The 17328-nt window shown below is 63.3% G+C and carries 12 protein-coding genes and 1 pseudogene; 5 read left to right on the plus strand and 8 right to left on the minus strand.

Features of this window, described 5'->3' with window-relative positions:
• The first annotated feature begins 75 nt into the window (after window positions 1–75).
• A complete protein-coding gene (locus tag ACIQUG_RS03910; RefSeq protein ID WP_402317592.1) occupies window positions 76–264 on the plus strand; it encodes a hypothetical protein in 189 nt (62 codons plus the stop codon).
• Here ACIQUG_RS03910 and murI read toward each other — a convergent pair.
• The 3 genes from murI to ACIQUG_RS03925 form a co-directional block, all read right to left on the minus strand.
• Window positions 254–1102, minus strand: a complete 849-nt coding sequence (murI, locus tag ACIQUG_RS03915) for a glutamate racemase (protein ID WP_402317595.1) — start codon at window positions 1100–1102, stop codon at window positions 254–256. The genes ACIQUG_RS03910 and murI overlap by 11 nt on opposite strands.
• A complete protein-coding gene (locus ACIQUG_RS03920; protein ID WP_043614559.1) occupies window positions 1089–1919 on the minus strand; it encodes an RNA methyltransferase in 831 nt (276 codons plus the stop codon). Before ACIQUG_RS03920 ends, murI begins: the two co-directional genes overlap by 14 nt.
• A 64-nt stretch (window positions 1920–1983) precedes the next feature.
• Window positions 1984–3960 carry an FUSC family protein gene (locus tag ACIQUG_RS03925; protein WP_402317599.1) on the minus strand — a complete coding sequence of 659 codons (1977 nt, stop codon included), beginning with the start codon at window positions 3958–3960 and terminating at the stop codon, window positions 1984–1986.
• A 278-nt stretch (window positions 3961–4238) separates the two neighbouring features.
• Here ACIQUG_RS03925 and ACIQUG_RS03930 point away from each other — a divergent pair, with 278 nt between their 5' ends.
• Together ACIQUG_RS03930 and ACIQUG_RS03935 are read left to right on the plus strand one after the other, a co-directional pair.
• Window positions 4239–5453, plus strand: coding sequence for an NADP-dependent isocitrate dehydrogenase (locus ACIQUG_RS03930; RefSeq protein ID WP_043614565.1), 1215 nt, complete (start codon window positions 4239–4241; stop codon window positions 5451–5453).
• A gap of 23 nt (window positions 5454–5476) precedes the next feature.
• Window positions 5477–6073 (plus strand): demethoxyubiquinone hydroxylase family protein, encoded by a 597-nt coding sequence (locus ACIQUG_RS03935; RefSeq protein ID WP_402317602.1) that lies wholly within the window; start codon window positions 5477–5479, stop codon window positions 6071–6073.
• 33 nt (window positions 6074–6106) lie between these two features.
• Here ACIQUG_RS03935 and ACIQUG_RS03940 read toward each other — a convergent pair.
• The 4 genes and pseudogenes from ACIQUG_RS03940 to recA all read right to left on the minus strand — a co-directional run bounded on the left by ACIQUG_RS03940 (window position 6107) and on the right by recA (window position 12182).
• Window positions 6107–6956, minus strand: a pseudogene (locus ACIQUG_RS03940) (carbon-nitrogen hydrolase family protein).
• A 208-nt stretch (window positions 6957–7164) separates the two neighbouring features.
• A complete protein-coding gene (locus tag ACIQUG_RS03945; RefSeq protein ID WP_402317605.1) occupies window positions 7165–8016 on the minus strand; it encodes a GyrI-like domain-containing protein in 852 nt (283 codons plus the stop codon).
• Between the two features lie 182 nt (window positions 8017–8198).
• On the minus strand, window positions 8199–10862 hold the full coding sequence (gene alaS, locus ACIQUG_RS03950; protein WP_402317608.1) for an alanine--tRNA ligase: 2664 nt from the start codon (window positions 10860–10862) through the stop codon (window positions 8199–8201).
• A 231-nt stretch (window positions 10863–11093) separates the two neighbouring features.
• A complete protein-coding gene (recA, locus tag ACIQUG_RS03955; RefSeq protein ID WP_043614579.1) occupies window positions 11094–12182 on the minus strand; it encodes a recombinase RecA in 1089 nt (362 codons plus the stop codon).
• Between the two features lie 319 nt (window positions 12183–12501).
• Between recA and ACIQUG_RS03960 the strand changes: the two genes are divergently transcribed.
• Both ACIQUG_RS03960 and ACIQUG_RS03965 read left to right on the plus strand, forming a co-directional pair.
• Window positions 12502–13449, plus strand: a complete 948-nt coding sequence (locus tag ACIQUG_RS03960) for a carbohydrate kinase family protein (protein WP_402317611.1) — start codon at window positions 12502–12504, stop codon at window positions 13447–13449.
• Between the two features lie 31 nt (window positions 13450–13480).
• Window positions 13481–14410 carry a pseudouridine-5'-phosphate glycosidase gene (locus tag ACIQUG_RS03965; RefSeq protein WP_043614584.1) on the plus strand — a complete coding sequence of 310 codons (930 nt, stop codon included), beginning with the start codon at window positions 13481–13483 and terminating at the stop codon, window positions 14408–14410.
• A gap of 106 nt (window positions 14411–14516) precedes the next feature.
• On the opposite strand, the gene cckA is transcribed toward ACIQUG_RS03965, so the two are convergent.
• The gene (gene cckA, locus ACIQUG_RS03970) at window positions 14517–17153 is read right to left on the minus strand and encodes a cell cycle histidine kinase CckA (protein WP_402317614.1); all 2637 of its coding nucleotides are present in this window, start codon (window positions 17151–17153) and stop codon (window positions 14517–14519) included.
• Between the last annotated feature and the right edge of the window lie 175 nt (window positions 17154–17328).

Genomic DNA, 17328 nt, shown 5'->3' on the forward strand with positions numbered 1-17328 from the left:
TCGGCATGCGGACTTTTGCGAGCGATCGCGCACCCCCATATCGATCGGACACATCAGGCTTTTGCGGGAGCAGCGATGACGCAGAACGAGACGAAAAGCCACTTCGAGATGAACGACCTCGATCAGCGGATGCGTGACGCCTATAAAGACGGTCAACCCGTCATATCAAAGGCGCAGGCGGCCTCCGCCCGCCACAAGACCTTCCTGATTGCCTGCGCGCTGGTCTCCTTGATCGCCATACTGCTGGCGATCCTCACGAGTTGATCGCGTCAGCCTTCTCTGCCCGTTCGTCGGCGTTGGTGTTTGCCGCGACCGTCAAGCCAAACCCCTGCATCAGCCGGCGTGTCGCAAAATCCGGCTTTCCCGACGTGAAGATCGCCGGGTCCTGGCCGTTCAGCGGCTCGAAACCGTTCGGCTGCGGCACCAGCGAGCGTGCCCGCCGGGCGATCGCTTCGGCCGGATCCAGCCAGTCGACCGGCCAGGGCGCGAGCCTGCGAAAGACATTGGCCATGAAGGGATAGTGCGTGCAGGCAAGCACCACGATATCGGTCTTCCGGCCGTCCATTTCGACGAAGCACGGCGCGATCTCGGCCAGAACTTCCGCATCGTCAAGCTTTTCGCCGCGGATATAGGCCTCGGCCATTTTGGCAAGGTTCTCCGAGCCGACGAGGCGCACGTGACACTGCGTGGCGAAGGATTGAATGAGATCGCGCGTATAGGCGCGCTTCACCGTGCCCGGCGTCGCCAGAACCGAAACGAGACCGGAGCGGGTGCGCTCGGCTGCCGGCTTGATGGCCGGCACCGTGCCGACGAAGGTCATCTGAGGAAAGGCCGCGCGAAGATCGGCGCCGACAAGCGTGAAGGCGGTGTTGCAGGCGATGACGCAGATTTCCGGATCATGCTCGGAAAGCAGCCTGCCGAAGAGCGCGATCACCCGCTCTTTCAGCGCCGCTTCTTCCCAGCCGCCATAGGGAAAGCCGGCATCGTCGGCGACATAGATGAAATGCCGCTCGGGCATCAGCACCCTCGCCTCGCGCAGCACGGTCAAACCGCCGATGCCGCTGTCGAAGACGAGAATGGGTTTCAGTTCACTCGCTGTCACCTTTGTCTCGCGCTTTCCTGCTGTGTTCGCCCGGAGCGCCGGAGCCGCGCGGATTTTCCCGCGTGAACCGGTCGAGCGAAGAAATGACGCCGCGCAGCACCTGGATTTCGGATTCGGTAAAGGACGGCCTGGTCAGAACCGCGCGCAGGTTCTCGACCAATTTCGGCTTTTTGTCGGCCGAACGGAAATAGTTCCGCGCCTCGAGCGCTTCCTCGACATGCTCGAACAGACCCTGCAGGTGTTCCTTGGTCGCTGGCCGCTGCTCGATCGCCTGGAACGAGGTCTGGTCCTCAGACTCCATGCCGGTCTTCAGCCACTCATAGGACATCAAAAGCACGGCCTGGGCGAGATTGAGTGAGGCAAAGGCCGGGTTGACCGGAAAGGTCACGATCTCGTCGGCGAGCGCCACTTCCTCGTTGGTAAGGCCGGTGCGCTCACGCCCGAACAGGATGCCCGTCTTCTCACCGCCCTGGAAGCGCTGGCGCAGCGTGCGCGCCGCGACGATCGGCGAGCGAACCGGCTTGTAGCCGTCGCGGTCGCGGGCGGTCGTCGCATAGACGAAGTTGAGATCGGCAATCGCCTCTTCGACCGAACCATAGAGCTTGGCGGCGTCGATCACGTGGTCAGCACGGCTTGCGGCCGATCGTGCCTTTTCGCTCGGCCAGCCGTCGCGCGGATTGACGAGCCGAAGCTCCGCCAGCCCGAAATTGGCCATCGCGCGGGCAACCATGCCGATGTTTTCGCCGAGCTGCGGATAGGCGAGAATGATCGCCGGTCCTTCTGCCAGAAGTTCGCGCTCGCTGTTCGTACCTGCCATTTCCGTCGCCTTTGCCTGTCGTTCGGCGCTTCCCTCGCACAAATGCCGCGAAAATTAAAGTCCGCTACAAATGAAGCCGGTTGAGAGAGACCCCGATCATCTCCAGACCCAGTGCGGCATCGTCCTTCGAGATCGGCAGGTGCCGGTCGACCGGCGCTCCGATCCGGCCGACCTCGTAGAAATAGGCCGATGCCTTCTCCCGCACCGACTGCACGAGCGCGAGATTGGCGTCGATATCCGCTTTGAAATCGCTTCCTTCCAGCTCCGCATCCGTGCCGACACGCCGGGCGAAGACCCGTGCCCAATAGGTGCAGGCCATGAAGATCGCCAGTGCCTGACGCACATGACCGGGACGCGTCACCAGCTGCCAGGGAAGCCCGAGCGGCTTTGCCGCCGCCGCCAGGTCACGATAGGCGCGGTCGAGCGCCTGCGACCGGGCGATCAGCACCAGCCCCGAGGCCCCGTCGCGCGCCGCCTGCAGCAGGCCCTTGAGCTCGTCGCACCAGCTTGCGACGGCGGCATCGAGCGTCGTGCGGGTGCGCGTCGGAAAGACGACGAAGGCAACCGCAGCACCGGCGATCGAACCGATCAGGGTTTCCTCCAGGCGCAGTTGAAGCAGATGCGGGCTCAGCACGCCCATCAGGCTGTAGACCAGCGACAGCACGACGGAGATGAAGAAGGTCATCGTCGCATAGGAAACGGCGAGGAAATAGAACGCCAGAAAGACGCAAAGGGCGCTGAGCGGCAACACCAGGTAGATATTGCCGGCGACCAGCGTGCCGACGACGATGCCGACCACGATGCCAAAGAGCGTACCGGCCGAGCGCTGCAGCGCCTTGACCGCCGTGTCGCCGCGCGAGCGCGTGTTGGTGAAGACGAGAAACGCCGCAAGCACGGCCCAGAACCAGCGCTCGCGCGACAGCATCAGCCCGAAGACCATGGCGATACCCGAAGCGAGCGTGATTTGGATCGCCGCCTTCAAGGCGGGATCGTCCAGCGACGGCTTCCAGCGGGTGGAAACGCCACTCAAGTGCAGCGGCGGTTCTTCCAGATCGGCCGGCGTCAGCTTTGCAAGGCTTCGGGCGAGCCTTTGCCGGACGTTGCGCAGCCACAGCAGCGCCTTGACAGTTTCTTCGCGGCGCGGAGCCGCATCGCCGAGCCGCGCGATCTCCGCGTCGATGCGCCCGCCGTCGCGCGCCACCATCGCCTCGACGAGTGCCGGCGGCGGCATCGACTGGAAGCTGACGACCATCACGCTTTCGGCCGCAAGATGCAGGTCGAAGAGGTTGATGACGAGGTCGGAGGTCGTAAGGCCGGGTTGCGGTTCCGGGCGCCGGTTTTCGGTCGGAATGAAGCTCTCGGCCATCAGCACCGCTTCCTTCAGCCGCTCCTCGGCCGCATGCAGCTGACGACGGTCGGTCGGCGACAGGACGGGCTTGCGGGCGATCTCCGCCAACTGCAGCAACATCTGGTCGACGCGCCGCTGCACGCTTGCCGTTGCGCGCAGGAGGTCGCGATAGCGATCATCCGGCAGCAGCCGCGTGCGGACGAGGTGCGCGACCGTGGCCGAAACGGCCGCCCCGAAGAACAGCGCCGGCAACTGGTCGAGCGTTGGCCTCAGATAGGCACCGGTGAAATAGGACATGAAGGCGAACATGCCGACGGCAAAACCGCGCGGGCCGAAGGAACGGCCATAGACCGCGAGGAAGATGATCAGCAGGAAGACGACGTCGGAAACGTAGCGGTGATTCTCGAGCACCGACGCAAGCCCGACCATCGAAACGCCGACGAGGACGGCGATGATGCGGGTGAGCCGCTGGCCGGCGATGGTGCGATCGCGCACCGCCAGCCCCCCTTCGATCGACAGCGACGCCGCAAGCCCGAAAGCGGCCGGCGGCAACGGTGCGACCAGGTAATGAAACGCCATCAGTAAAAGGATGGAAACGACGATCGTCGCGGTGATGCGCGAGGCCTGCCGCAGGCGGGAGAAGGCCGGATCATTGGCAAGAAGCCAATCGCGCATACGGGAACGAAGTGCCATCGGTCGCCTTTGCCTGTCCCGCGGCCGCCTGTGGACGCGCGCCGCTGTCGCCGGTTCTTCCTGCATAGCGGCAGACGCGATCTTTGCAAGGCCGGCGCGACGAAAGCGGGCGTCGAAAAGCGGTGGCGAAGTGCCGTCCGAGGTCCGTCTCCACCTCCATCCAAAGTTTCAGCCAAGCATGCTTTGCCTTGTCGGTTCTGAGTGCTATAGGGCACAGGATTTTTCAGAGAGGAAGGGACATCGCTCCCGCTGTCCCGCATAAGCTACGAGGCATATTCATGGCAAAGATTAAGGTCGCCAATCCGGTCGTCGAACTCGACGGCGATGAGATGACCCGCATCATCTGGCAGTTCATCAAGGACAAGCTGATCCATCCCTACCTCGACGTCGATCTGGAATATTACGACCTCAGCGTCGAAAACCGCGATGCGACCGAAGACCAGGTAACGATCGACGCCGCCAACGCGATCAAGAAGCACGGCGTCGGCGTCAAGTGCGCCACGATCACGCCGGATGAAGCCCGCGTCGAGGAATTCAAGCTGAAGAAGATGTGGAAGTCGCCGAACGGCACGATCCGCAACATCCTCGGCGGCGTCATCTTCCGCGAGCCGATCATCTGCAAGAACGTTCCGCGCCTGGTTCCGGGCTGGACCAAGCCGATCATCGTCGGCCGTCACGCTTTCGGCGACCAGTACCGCGCCACCGACTTCAAGTTCCCGGGCAAGGGCAAGCTGACGATGAAGTTCGTCGGCGAAGACGGCAAGGAAATCGAATACGACGTGTTCGACGCACCGTCGGCCGGCGTTGCCATGGGCATGTACAACCTCGACGATTCGATCACCGAATTCGCGCGCGCGTCGTTCAACTACGGTATCCAGCGCAAGGTTCCGGTCTACCTGTCGACCAAGAACACCATCCTCAAGGTCTATGACGGCCGCTTCAAGGACATCTTCCAACAGGTCTTCGACGCTGAATTCGCCGACAAGTTCAAGGAACTGAAGATCTGGTACGAACACCGCCTGATCGACGACATGGTCGCTTCGGCTTTGAAGTGGTCCGGCGGCTACGTCTGGGCGTGCAAGAACTATGACGGCGACGTTCAGTCCGACATCGTTGCCCAGGGCTTCGGCTCGCTCGGCCTGATGACCTCGGTTCTGATGACGCCGGATGGCAAGACGGTTGAAGCCGAAGCCGCTCACGGCACGGTGACCCGCCACTACCGCCAGCACCAGAAGGGCGAGGAAACCTCGACCAACTCGATCGCCTCGATCTTCGCCTGGACCCGTGGCCTTGCCCACCGCGCCAAGCTCGACGGCAATGCCGAACTCGCAAAGTTCTCCGAAACCCTCGAGAAGGTTTGCGTCGACACCGTCGAAGCCGGCTTCATGACCAAGGACCTGGCGCTCCTCATCGGTCCCGACCAGCCGTGGCTCTCGACCACCGGCTTCCTCGACAAGATCGACGAGAACCTGCAGAAGGCCATGGCTGCCTGATAGGCTCGACCGAGCTTGAAAACATGATCGCGCCGATTTCCCCGCGCAACGCCCTGACGATCGCTCGCATCGTCAGGGTCAATCACGCCGGGGAATTCGGCGCGATCCGCATTTATGGAGCCCAGATCGCGGTCGCCCGCAGGCTCTATCCGGATTGCCTGCCGATGCTCTCGGAAATGCTTGGTCACGAGATCGAGCACTGCGCGCTGTTTCGCGCGGCGATGCCTGCACGAAAATCCCGACCCTGCCGTATCATGCAGTTCTGGAGCCTGGGCGGGTGGTTGCTTGGGTTCGTGACCGCGCTCTTCGGGCGTCGCGGCATATGGGCCTGCACGGCTGCCGTGGAAGCCGCCGTGCATCACCATCTCGACGATCAACTGCATTTCCTCGCCGACAAGGATCCGGAGCTTCATGCCCTCATCCTGTCGATCCGCGAGGAGGAGCTGGCGCATCTCGATCACGCGGAGGCGCAGCTTTCGAGCGAAGACCGGCTCGCTGACGCCCTGCGCGCCGTCATCTCCCTTGCCACCACCGTCCTGATCTGGCTTTCGACCTGGGGCGATTCCACGCGCATGGCGGCAGCCCTGCGGAAGGCCTCGCCGCAGGCTGCTTCACTTTAGGCGCGATCGCTTCGGCCGAGGTGCTGTCTACGCCTAGAACATATCGCGGCTGCTGCTGCGCGGGTCGTCGCTGACGATATGCTGGTCGTAGATCCCGCCTCTTGCCTGCCGGCGCCAGGGTCGGGCCGGATCGTTGGGGTCGTTGCCGATATCGGCGATCGCCATTGACGCCCCATCTCCCACACATCGCGTTACCCATTGTCCGTCAGGTGCCACGATCCCTGAGGGCGCTGTGAGGCCAGGTTGTGCGAGAACGGCAAAACTTGCCCAATAGCGGTTGCTCGACGCATGCCCCTGTACTTCGGCGGCAAAGGCAAGGTCGTTTGCCAGAGCGCCGCCGGAGGTGGAAAACAGGACGCAATCGACATTCAGCCGCTCGTATTCGAGGAAAATCTCGGGAAAATGGCACTCGATGCCGAGTGCGCAGCCGAAGCGGATGCCATCGACCTCGAATGTCAGCGGGATCGTTCCGGGCGTATACATGAAAGAGATCTTGGTGTTGGACAGCATGCGCTCGTCATAGCGTGTCGCAATCGTTCCCTTGTCCGAGATCACGTAGAGGCTGTTGTGCGGACGATGCGGTTCAGTGAGCTTGTGCACGGAGCCGAGCACCGTCCATAGGCTGAGTTCACGCGCCAGCCTTCGGATGATGCGCCTGCCTCATGAGCTGGCGGATCCCTTCACCGGCACGGCGAAGGGCTGTCGGGTCGCGGGGATCATCCAAATAGGCCGATTGCACCACGGCCAGACACAGCGATTTGGCTTGCCGCAGCGCGCCGGTCGCCTCCGCGTCGCGAATGTGCATGCGTGCGGTCGTGTAGGATTCGCCGGTCTTGGCGGCACGGGCGCGCACGCGGCGTTTGAAATTCCGGTTTTCAGTCATGACGGGCCTTTCGCGTCTCGGGCAAGTTCCCCAGCAACCGGATCCGAAACGGTGGGACCAGGATTGCGACCCGAGACTGAAGTCCCTTTGCCTCCATGAAAGGACCGTGCTGGGGACGATCTTTGGAGGTTCGGCGCAGGCCACGCCGAACCAAAAGGTGACGCCCGGCCGCTGATTCGTCAATTGCGGCGCAGTGCTCAGGTGTCCTTCACTTCAAAGGCAGGTAGATCTCGCTCAGAAGCTCGGTGGGTGCGACCTCCCGCGGATTGTTGAGATATTTCTCGAACATCAGGCTGTCGCGGATCTCGCGGCCGGACTGCGGCAGCCAGGTTCCGTAGAGCCATTGATAGGCTTTCGGCATGTCCGCATAGGGGCCCTTGTGGCGAAGCACCGCATAGTGGCCGCCGTCGAGATGCTGTGGCGTCAAAGGCGCCTCCACCGGCATTGCCTCGCGCGCGCTGACGCAGGCGAAAGATCGCAGCTTTTCGGTCGGCACCAGCTCCGGGTCGTCGAGATAAATGCCGATCATCTCCATGTCCGGCCGGAACAGTTGCCGCGAAAAGAGTGTGCCGTAGAGCGTCTCGAATGCCTTGCCGATCTCCATATAGGAGCCGGTGTGGGCGACGCCGACGACGTCGAAGGCTTCGACCTCCTTAAGGGTGACTTCGTACATGTCTGGAATTCCTTCCGTTGAAGCGGTTTCAAAGGCCACATGGCTTCCCTCCTTGCGGTATCGCGCCGGCGGCAGCCCGTAGGACGCCTTGAACGTGCGGTTGAAGGATTGCAGGTTGGGATAGCCAGAGCGCTGCGCGATCGTTTCGATAGGAAGATCGGTCTGGGCGAGATCGGCGGCGGCCCGCTGCAACCTCAGCCGCTTCACCGTTCCGGCCAGCGTCTCGCCATGGACCGCACGGTAGATGCGGTGCCAATGGTGCGGCGACAGGCAAGCAATCTCCGAGAGACGATCGAGGTCGAGATCGCCGTCGAGATGACCGTAAATATAGTCGCTGACCCGGTGCAGACGCCGTTCGTAGGTCGCCCACGTTACCCGCTCTTCCATGTCCACCCTTTCGCGCTTTGCTCACGGATCGGTAGACCATAGATCAATTTGACAAATCCTGCGGAGTTATCCGGCTGCTTTCGCAGAGGATTTGTGCGCCTCGGCGGGCTCGATAAGACCTGACGCAGCAAACAAAAAAGGGTGCCGCAACGGGCACCCTTTTCCTATTCTGTCGCTGGCAATCAGCCGGCGAGCGCGACGGCCACCGCTTCGATCGCTTCGGCTGCCTTGTCTCCATCCGGGCCGCCGGCTTGGGCCATGTCGGGACGGCCGCCGCCGCCCTTGCCGCCGAGAGCGGCAGACGCGATGCGGACGAGGTCGACGGCGCTGTGCTTCGACGTCAGGTCGTCGGTTACGGCAACGACGGCGCTGGCCTTGCCGTCACCGGAAACGCCGACGAAAGCAACGATGCCGGAGCCGAGGCTCTTCTTGCCGTCGTCGGCAAGGCTCTTCAGGTCCTTGGGCTCGACGCCCGAGACGACCTTGCCGAGGAAGCGGATGCCGGCAATGTCGCGGGCCGCGTCGGCAGAACCGGCCTCGCCGCCGCCACCAAGCGCCAGCTTCTTCTTGGCTTCGGTCAGCTCGCGTTCCAGCTTGCGGCGTTCGTCGAGCAGCGCTTCGACGCGACCGAGCACGTCGCCCGGCTGAACCTTCAGCGTGTTGGCAAGCGTCTTCACGCGCTCGTCCTGCTCGTTGAGGTAGGCGCGGGCCGCTTCGCCGGTCAGCGCTTCGATGCGGCGAACGCCGGCGCCGACGGCGCTTTCCGAGACGACGCGGACGAGGCCGATGTCACCGGTGGCAGACACATGCGTGCCGCCGCAGAGTTCGACCGAATAGGCGCGGTTGGCTTTGGAGCCGTGGATGCCGCGGCCCATCGAGACAACGCGAACCTCATCGCCGTACTTCTCGCCGAAGAGCGCCATCGCACCTTCGGCAATCGCATCATCGACGCTCATCAGGCGCGTGGTCACCGGCGAGTTCTGCACGATGATCTCGTTGGCCATCTCTTCGACGATCTTCAGTTCCTCGGCCGTCATCGGCTTCGGGTGCGAGACGTCAAAGCGCAGGCGCTCGGGCGCCACCAGCGAGCCCTTCTGGGCCACATGGGTGCCGAGCACTTCGCGCAGCGCCTCGTGCAGGAGGTGCGTTGCCGAATGGTTGGCGCGCAGGCGCGAGCGGCGCGCATGATCGACGTCGAGCTGGGCGGCGTCGCCGGTCTTGACCGTGCCTTCGGCGACGGTCGCGAAGTGGACGAAGAGCCCCTCGCCGCGCTTCTGCGTGTCAGTGACGGTGAGCTTGCCGCCTTCGACGGTGATCGTACCGGTATCGCCCATCTGGCCACCCGATTCGCCGTAGAACGGCGTCTGGTTCAGGATGACCTGGACAGTGTCGCCCTTGGCAGCCGAGGCGACGACGGCGCCGTCACGCACGATCGCCTGGATCACGCCTTCGGCGGTCTCGGTGTCGTAGCCGAGGAAGTCGGTTGCGCCGTGCTTTTCCTTAAGCTCGAACCAGATGGTTTCAGTCGCAGCTTCGCCGGAACCGGCCCAGTTGGCGCGGGCTTCAGCCTTCTGGCGTTCCATAGCGGCCGAGAAAGCGTCGGTATCGACGGTGATGCCCTTGGCGCGCAGTGCGTCCTGGGTCAGGTCGAGCGGGAAGCCGTAGGTATCGTAGAGTTTGAAGGCGGTTTCGCCGTTGAACTGGTCGCCTTCCGACAGATCGGCAGAGGCGTCGGACAAGAGGTTGAGGCCGCGCTCCAGCGTCTTGCGGAAGCGGGTTTCCTCGAGCTTCAGCGTCTCGGAGATCAGCGCTTCGGCGCGCACCAGCTCCGGATAGGCGCGGCCCATCTGGCCGACGAGCGCCGGCAGGAGCTTCCACATCAACGGATCCTGGGCGCCGAGCAGCTGCGCATGGCGCATGGCGCGGCGCATGATACGGCGAAGCACGTAGCCGCGGCCTTCGTTCGACGGCAGCACGCCGTCGGCGATCAGGAAGGCGGACGAACGCAGGTGGTCGGCAATGACGCGGTGGCTGGCGCGACGGTCGCCTTCGGCCTTGACGCCGGTTGCTTCTTCAGAAGCGGCGATCAGCGCGCGGAAGAGGTCGATGTCGTAGTTGTCGTGCTCGCCCTGGAGCACGGCGGCGAGACGCTCGAGGCCCATGCCGGTATCGATCGACGGACGCGGCAGGTTGACCCGCTCTTCCTTGGTGATCTGCTCGTACTGCATGAAGACGAGGTTCCAGATCTCGATGAAGCGGTCGCCGTCTTCATCGGCCGAACCCGGAGGTCCGCCCCAGATGTGGTCGCCGTGGTCGTAGAAGATTTCCGAGCACGGGCCGCAAGGGCCAGTATCGCCCATCGCCCAGAAATTGTCGCTGGTCGGAATGCGGATGATGCGGTCGTCGGAGAAGCCGGCGATCTTCTTCCAGAGATCGAAGGCCTCATCGTCGGTGTGGTAGACCGTGACCAGCAGGCGCTTGGCGTCGAGGCCGTATTCCTTGGTGATCAGGTTCCACGCAAGCTCGATGGCGTTTTCCTTGAAGTAATCGCCGAAGGAGAAGTTGCCGAGCATCTCGAAGAAAGTGTGGTGGCGTGCGGTGTAGCCGACATTGTCGAGGTCGTTGTGCTTGCCGCCGGCGCGAACGCACTTCTGCGCCGTCACGGCCGTCGAATAGGGACGCTGCTCCAGGCCGGTGAAGACGTTCTTGAACTGCACCATGCCGGCATTGGTGAACATCAATGTCGGGTCATTGCGCGGCACCAACGGGCTCGACGACACGACCTCGTGACCGTTCCTGCGGAAATAGTCGAGAAAGGTCGACCGGATTTCATTCACGCCGCTCATCTTGCGTCCTATTCTTAAGCACCGATTCCGGCCCGGGTCCGGCCCACGCCGCGCCACTAAGCCATTGTCCCTAAACCCTGCAGCCGCCCATGGTGACCACACCCTCCAACGCGCTGGGTCGCCGGAACCAAAGGCTTTTATCGCTCACATATCCGGCTGTCCAGACGCCAGCAAAAAACCGGCCGCCCATGGGGCGACCGGTTTTCTTGTAACCTCAGTGGACCGAGCGGCTTATGCTTCCGGCGGCTCGTCACCGTCGTCCGCTTCCGGACCGCCATTCTCAAGGAACCGGTCGGCGATCAGGCCGGCGTTCTGGCGCAGCGCCGTTTCGATTTCGCGTGCGAGATCCGGATTGTCGCGCAGGAACGTCTTGGCGTTCTCGCGGCCCTGGCCGAGACGCTGGCTGTTGTAGGAGAACCAGGCGCCCGACTTCTCGACGATGCCGGCCTTGACGCCGAGATCGACCAGTTCACCGGTCTTCGATACGCCTTCGCCATACATGATGTCGAATTCGACCTGCTTGAAGGGAGGCGCCATCTTGTTCTTGACGACCTTGACGCGGGTCTGGTTGCCGACCACCTCTTCGCGTTCCTTGACCGAGCCGATGCGGCGGATGTCGAGGCGAACCGAGGCGTAGAACTTCAGCGCGTTGCCGCCGGTGGTGGTTTCCGGCGAACCGAACATGACGCCGATCTTCATGCGGATCTGGTTGATGAAGATGACCATGCAGTTCGACTTGGAGATCGAAGCGGTCAGCTTGCGCAGCGCCTGGCTCATCAGGCGGGCTTGCATGCCCGGCAGGCTGTCGCCCATTTCGCCTTCGATTTCGGCGCGCGGCACGAGTGCGGCAACCGAGTCGACGACGAGAACGTCGATCGCGCCGGAACGCACGAGCGTGTCGGTGATTTCGAGCGCCTGTTCGCCGGTGTCGGGCTGCGAGATCAGGAGGTTTTCGAGATCGACGCCGAGCTTGCGGGCATAGACCGGATCGAGCGCGTGTTCGGCGTCGACGAAGGCGCAGATGCCGCCCTTCTTCTGAGCTTCCGCAACGGTCTGCAGCGCCAGCGTCGTCTTACCCGAGCTTTCCGGGCCGTAAATTTCAACGATGCGGCCCTTCGGCAGGCCGCCAATGCCGAGCGCGATGTCGAGGCTGAGAGAGCCGGTCGAAACCGTCTCGATCTCAATGATGCTGTCCTTCCCACCGAGCTTCATGATCGATCCCTTGCCGAACGAACGTTCGATCTGGGAAAGTGCCGCTTCAAGTGCCTTGCTTTTATCCACCGATTTGTCCTCTACGAGCCGCAAAGAGTTTTGTGCCATTTGGTCCACCTTTAGGTTATTGAAGCTACCGAGGCAATGAAGCCGCCGCAGGAGTTTTTGTACATGTTTTGTTCCGTATTTGCAAGAGCGCGACAACACATTGAAAAACAACAGCTATCCACCATGCGTTCGATTCTTGTTCACGGAACGAAACCGAAGTTTTCGAATGTTGGTGGCAGCGCTTCGAACATGCCCGGTTAGCCCCTGCCGATTCGTTGGTGCATGACACTTCGGACGGGTCGGGCGCGTGGCGCTTCGCGATGCGGCATTGCAGGATGCCAACAGATATTCGGCCGATCGGCCAAGCAGAGGAACATTCATGACGCAAGCTGAGATCGCCGTTTTCGGTGGTGCGCATATCGACAGGCGCGGCCGCATATCGGGAACGACAGCGCCAGGATCGAGCAATCCGGGAAGCTGGTTCGAAGAAGCGGGCGGCGGTGGTTTCAATGCCGCGCGCAACATGGCGCGCCTCGGCCACAGCGTGCGCATGATCAGCACCCGCGGCGGCGATGCGGCCGGCGAAATGGTGACCGCAGCCGCGGCTGCCGCCGGCGTCATCGACAGCCCCCTCACCTTTCTCGACCGCCAGACGCCGAGCTATACGGCGATCCTTGAAAACGACGGCAATCTGGTGATTGCGCTTGCCGACATGGAGCTCTACCGGCTGTTCTCGCCCCGGCAGTTGCAACGACGGGCGCTGCGCGAGGTCATTGCCACGAGCCAGCTCGTTCTGACCGACGCCAACCTGCCGGAAGAAACCATCGCCGCACTTGCCCAGTCCGCTGCCGGCAACGGCCGCCTTGTCGCCGGCATCGCCGTTTCGCCGGCCAAGGTCATCCGCTACCGGCATTGCCTCTCGCATCTCTCGTTACTGTTCATGAACGAATCCGAGGCCCGGGCACTGACCGGCAAGGATGCAGCCGAGGCGGATGAGTGGCCGTCGTTGCTGAGAAACGTCGGCCTTACGGGTGGCGTCGTCACACGCGGCGGCCGTGCCGTCGTCGCATTCGACGGCGAAAACACCTGCGTTGCCGTTCCGCCAGCCCTTCCCGCCCTTGCCGACGTCACCGGCGCCGGCGACGCGCTCGCCTCCGGATTCCTCTCGGCGCGCCTTGGCGGCCACGCCATCAACGCGTGCCTGCGGCACGGCATCGCAGCCGCCCAAATCACCTTGCGCTCTCCCTTGGCCGCATCCGAAGAGATGTCCGCGGCCAATCTCGAACAGGCGCTGGCCCTTGTGCCCGTGCCCCAAATGCTGTCATGACATTTGCCAGCAGAACTCCCAAGGAAAGACCATGACCAAACCCGCTTCCCCCTTCCTGCCGATGGAATATTCCGACGAGGTCGCAGCCGCCAAGGCGCGTGGCGCGCCGATCGTGGCACTGGAGTCGACCATCATCACCCATGGCATGCCCTATCCGGGCAACCTGAACATGGCCCGCAGCGTTGAAGCGATCATCCGCGAGCAGGGTGCCGTGCCGGCGACCATCGCGGTCATCCATGGCGTACTGCATATCGGCCTTGACGACGCCAAGCTCGAAGAACTGGCGAAGACCCAGGGCGCGATGAAGGTCTCGCGCGCCGACCTCGCCTTCGCGATCGCCGAGCGCCGCACCGGCGCGACGACCGTTGCCGCGACGATGATTGCCGCCGCCCGCGCCGGCATCCGGGTCTTTGCGACCGGCGGCATCGGCGGTGTGCACCGTGGCGCCGAGCTCTCCTTCGACATCTCGGCCGACCTCGACGAACTCGCCCGCACCGGCGTCATCGTCGTCTGCGCCGGCGCCAAGGCGATCCTCGACATCCCTAAGACGCTCGAAGTGCTCGAAACCCGCGGCGTTCCTGTCGTCACCTATGACAGCGAAATCTTCCCGGCCTTCTGGTCGCGCGACAGCGGCCTGAAGAGCCCGCTGATGCTGAACAGCCCGGCGGCCATCGCCAACTTCCAGACCATGCGCGAGCAGCTCGGCGTCGAAGGCGGCATGCTGGTCGCCAATCCGGTTCCGGAAGCTGCCGAGATCCCGCGCGAAGAGATGGAAATCTACATCGCCCGCGCGCTCGACAATGCCGAAAACGACGAGATCACCGGCAAGGCGGTCACGCCTTATCTGCTGAGCAACCTCTTCGAAATGACCGAGGGCCGCAGCCTCGAGACCAACATTGCGCTGGTCGAGAACAATGCCCGGCTTGCCGGCGAGATCGCCGTGGCGCTCAACGCGAAGTAATCTCGGACAGTCTTGGACGAAAAAAAAGCCCGGCGATCATTTCGCCGGGCTTTTTCGTATCCGGAGTTCACCGGGATCGCTCAAAAGAGGTTTAGACCGACCAAGCTTAGGAATCGAGCATTTCGCGCACGGCGACGGCCAGCTGCTTCAGCGAGAACGGCTTCGGCAGGAAGCCGAACTTGGCGTCCGCCGGCAGGTTGCGGGCAAAGGCGTCCTCGGCATAGCCCGAGACGAAGATGAACTTCAGGTCCGGATACTTTTTGCGCAGTTCGGTCAGAAGCGTCGGTCCGTCCATTTCCGGCATCACCACGTCGGAGACGACGATATCGACGGCGCCGTTGAGCTCGTCCATGATGTCGAGCGCCTCGACGCCGGAGCCGGCCTCATAGACGGTGTAGCCGCGCGTTTCCAGCATGCGCTTGCCGCCGCGGCGCACGGCCTCCTCGTCTTCCACCAACAACACCACGGCCGAATCCCCGGTGAGATCGGTCGGCTCTTCCTGCTTTGCAGCGGGTGCTGCAACTGCCTGAGCGGCTGGCGCGGCAACAGCCATCGTATTGGTCGCGGGCGTCGTCCCGGCCTGCGCGGCCTCTTCCGCAGCGACCGGCACCTCGATATGGCGGGGCAGAAGGATACGGAAGGTCGTGCCCTTGCCGACTTCCGATTCTGGATAGATGTAGCCGCCCGACTGCTTGACGATGCCATAAACCATCGACAGGCCGAGACCGGTGCCCTTGCCCACTTCCTTGGTCGTGAAGAACGGCTCGAAGATCTTGTCGAGGATCTCGGGCGCAATACCGGTACCCTGGTCGGAAACTTCGACCATCACGAAGTCTTCGTCCGGCAGTTCGCGCCGTCCGAAGGCCGAGACCTCCTCCGCCGGCAGATTGCGGGTGCGAAGCGTAATGATGCCGCCTTGGGGCATGGCGTCACGCGCATTGACGGCGAGGTTTAGCAGCACCTGTTCGAACTGGCCGAGATCGGTCCGGACCGGCCAGAGATCGCGGCCATAATCGACCTCGACCTTGACGTTGGTTCCGGTCATGCGGTCGACCAGCATGCGCAGGTCGCCGATGACGTCGGTCATGTTGAGCACCGTCGGCCGCATCGTCTGCTTGCGCGAGAAGGCAAGCAGCTGCCGCACGAGAACCGCGGCGCGGTTGGCGTTGCGCTTGATCTCCATCAGGTCGGCAAAGCTCGGGTCGGCCGGCCGGGCGGACAGGAGCAGGTGGTCGGACGACAGCAGGATCGCCGTCAGCACGTTGTTGAAGTCGTGCGCGATGCCGCCGGCAAGCGTGCCCACGGCGTTCATCTTCTGCGTCTGCGCCATCTGGTTTTCGAGCGCTTTCTGCTCGGTAATCTCCAGCGCATAGATGATCGCCGCTTCCTCCGGCGCCTGATCGGTCTGGTCGATCACGGCGTTAACGTAGAAGCGGAAATGGCGCTCGCCATCGGTGGGGTGCAGCGCGTCGATCGGTGCGATGTCGCCCTGCCGGTCCTTGGCGGCCGCAAGCGCATCGTGCAGACGAAGCTTCTCGGTTTCGTGCACCACGGCATCAATCAGCGCGCCGCGCTCGACGTCGTCCTGCGAGACGAGGCCGGAGAACAGCTTCAGGAACGGCGCATTGGTGCGCAGGATCCGGCCGTTGCCGTCGACCGAGGCGATCGCCATCGGCGTGTTGTTGAAGAAGCGGGTGAAGCGCATCGCCGCGCTCGACGCCGACTGGTCGCTATCCTCGCCGCCCTCTCGCGACATGACGATGGTGCGGCTTTCGCCGGGCGCGCCGTCTCGGGTCGAGGAAACGCGGTGGATCATGCGCACGGGCAGGCTCTGGCCATTCATCTTGCGCAGGTCGAGGTCCAGCATCTTGGTCTTCTTCAGACCCGGCTCCGCCTGAACCGCCTGGACGAGCGTCAGCCCCTCGCCGGCCACCAGATCGCCGATGCTGATCGAGCCCGGCTGGAACTTGGTGAGATCGATGCCGAGCCAGTCGGCGAGTGTGGCGTTGATGTAGAAGATCTCGCCCTTGCGGCCGGCGGAGAAGAAGCCGGCGGGCGCGTGGTCGAGATAGTCGATCGCGTTCTGCAATTCCTTGAAGAAGCGTTCCTGGTCGTCGCGCTCGGCGGTGATGTCGGCGATCTGCCAGAGATAGAGCGGGTTGCGCTCGCTGTCTTCGAGCGGCAGCACCCGCGCCTTCAGTCGGAACCAATGGGCGCCGGAGCCGGTGGCCGCACCGGTCGCGAGCGGCTTCAGCAGACGGAATTCCTCATGCCCCTGCTTGCCCTCGTGCAGGCCGTTGGTCAGTCGGTAGATCGCTTCCGTCGCCTCGCGATTGCGCGACAGGATGGTTTCGAGCGACTGGATGCCGGCAGCGTTTCTGGCACCCGTCAACGCGCCATAGGCGGCGTTGGCATAGATGATCCGGCCCTTGCGGTCGGTCACGATCGTGCCGTCCTCATGCGCATCGAGGAAGGCGCGCGCCAGTTCGTCCGGGCGCGACTGCGGCATCACCTCGATGAAGCCGATGACCGAGGATACCAGAAAGAAGATGCCGACCATGGCGAGAACGCCGAGGATGCCGAGCACGATCTCGTTTTCCATCTGGTTCCGGAAGATCACGAAGGCGATGGCGGACACGGTGAGGACGATCGCGAGCAGCACGATCCGCAGCACGGTTCCGGGCCTGACGCCACGGTCAACAACCGGCATCTGGTAGTCGCCTGACTGCCGCAATTTCGTCATCGGGTCCTCTTACGCGGCCGGCGCCGCGCGCGGGCGCGGCCCAGCCCTTCCGGCCGGCATCCGCTCAAACCGCCGGGCAAAATCGGCCATTGCCGACACGCCCTCGATCATTCGGACAAGAATCATCTTTAACAATCAGAGATAACAGCAAAAAGCACCTGTGCGGAAGCATTCG

The sequence above is a fragment of the Ensifer sp. NPDC090286 genome (assembly GCF_044769565.1).
In the GTDB taxonomy this organism is placed as follows: domain Bacteria; phylum Pseudomonadota; class Alphaproteobacteria; order Rhizobiales; family Rhizobiaceae; genus Ensifer.

Bases quoted from the DNA above. Each gene is read 5' to 3' on its own strand.
- recA (WP_043614579.1), bottom strand. From the start codon at position 12,182: ATGGCACAAAACTCTTTGCGGCTCGTAGAGGACAAATCGGTGGATAAA.
- ACIQUG_RS03910 (WP_402317592.1), top strand. From the start codon at position 76: ATGACGCAGAACGAGACGAAAAGCCACTTCGAGATGAACGACCTCGAT.
- ACIQUG_RS03925 (WP_402317599.1), bottom strand. From the start codon at position 3,960: ATGGCACTTCGTTCCCGTATGCGCGATTGGCTTCTTGCCAATGATCCG.
- ACIQUG_RS03930 (WP_043614565.1), top strand. From the start codon at position 4,239: ATGGCAAAGATTAAGGTCGCCAATCCGGTCGTCGAACTCGACGGCGAT.
- ACIQUG_RS03965 (WP_043614584.1), top strand. From the start codon at position 13,481: ATGACCAAACCCGCTTCCCCCTTCCTGCCGATGGAATATTCCGACGAG.
- ACIQUG_RS03935 (WP_402317602.1), top strand. From the start codon at position 5,477: ATGATCGCGCCGATTTCCCCGCGCAACGCCCTGACGATCGCTCGCATC.
- ACIQUG_RS03920 (WP_043614559.1), bottom strand. From the start codon at position 1,919: ATGGCAGGTACGAACAGCGAGCGCGAACTTCTGGCAGAAGGACCGGCG.
- ACIQUG_RS03945 (WP_402317605.1), bottom strand. From the start codon at position 8,016: ATGGAAGAGCGGGTAACGTGGGCGACCTACGAACGGCGTCTGCACCGG.
- ACIQUG_RS03960 (WP_402317611.1), top strand. From the start codon at position 12,502: ATGACGCAAGCTGAGATCGCCGTTTTCGGTGGTGCGCATATCGACAGG.
- cckA (WP_402317614.1), bottom strand. From the start codon at position 17,153: ATGACGAAATTGCGGCAGTCAGGCGACTACCAGATGCCGGTTGTTGAC.
- alaS (WP_402317608.1), bottom strand. From the start codon at position 10,862: ATGAGCGGCGTGAATGAAATCCGGTCGACCTTTCTCGACTATTTCCGC.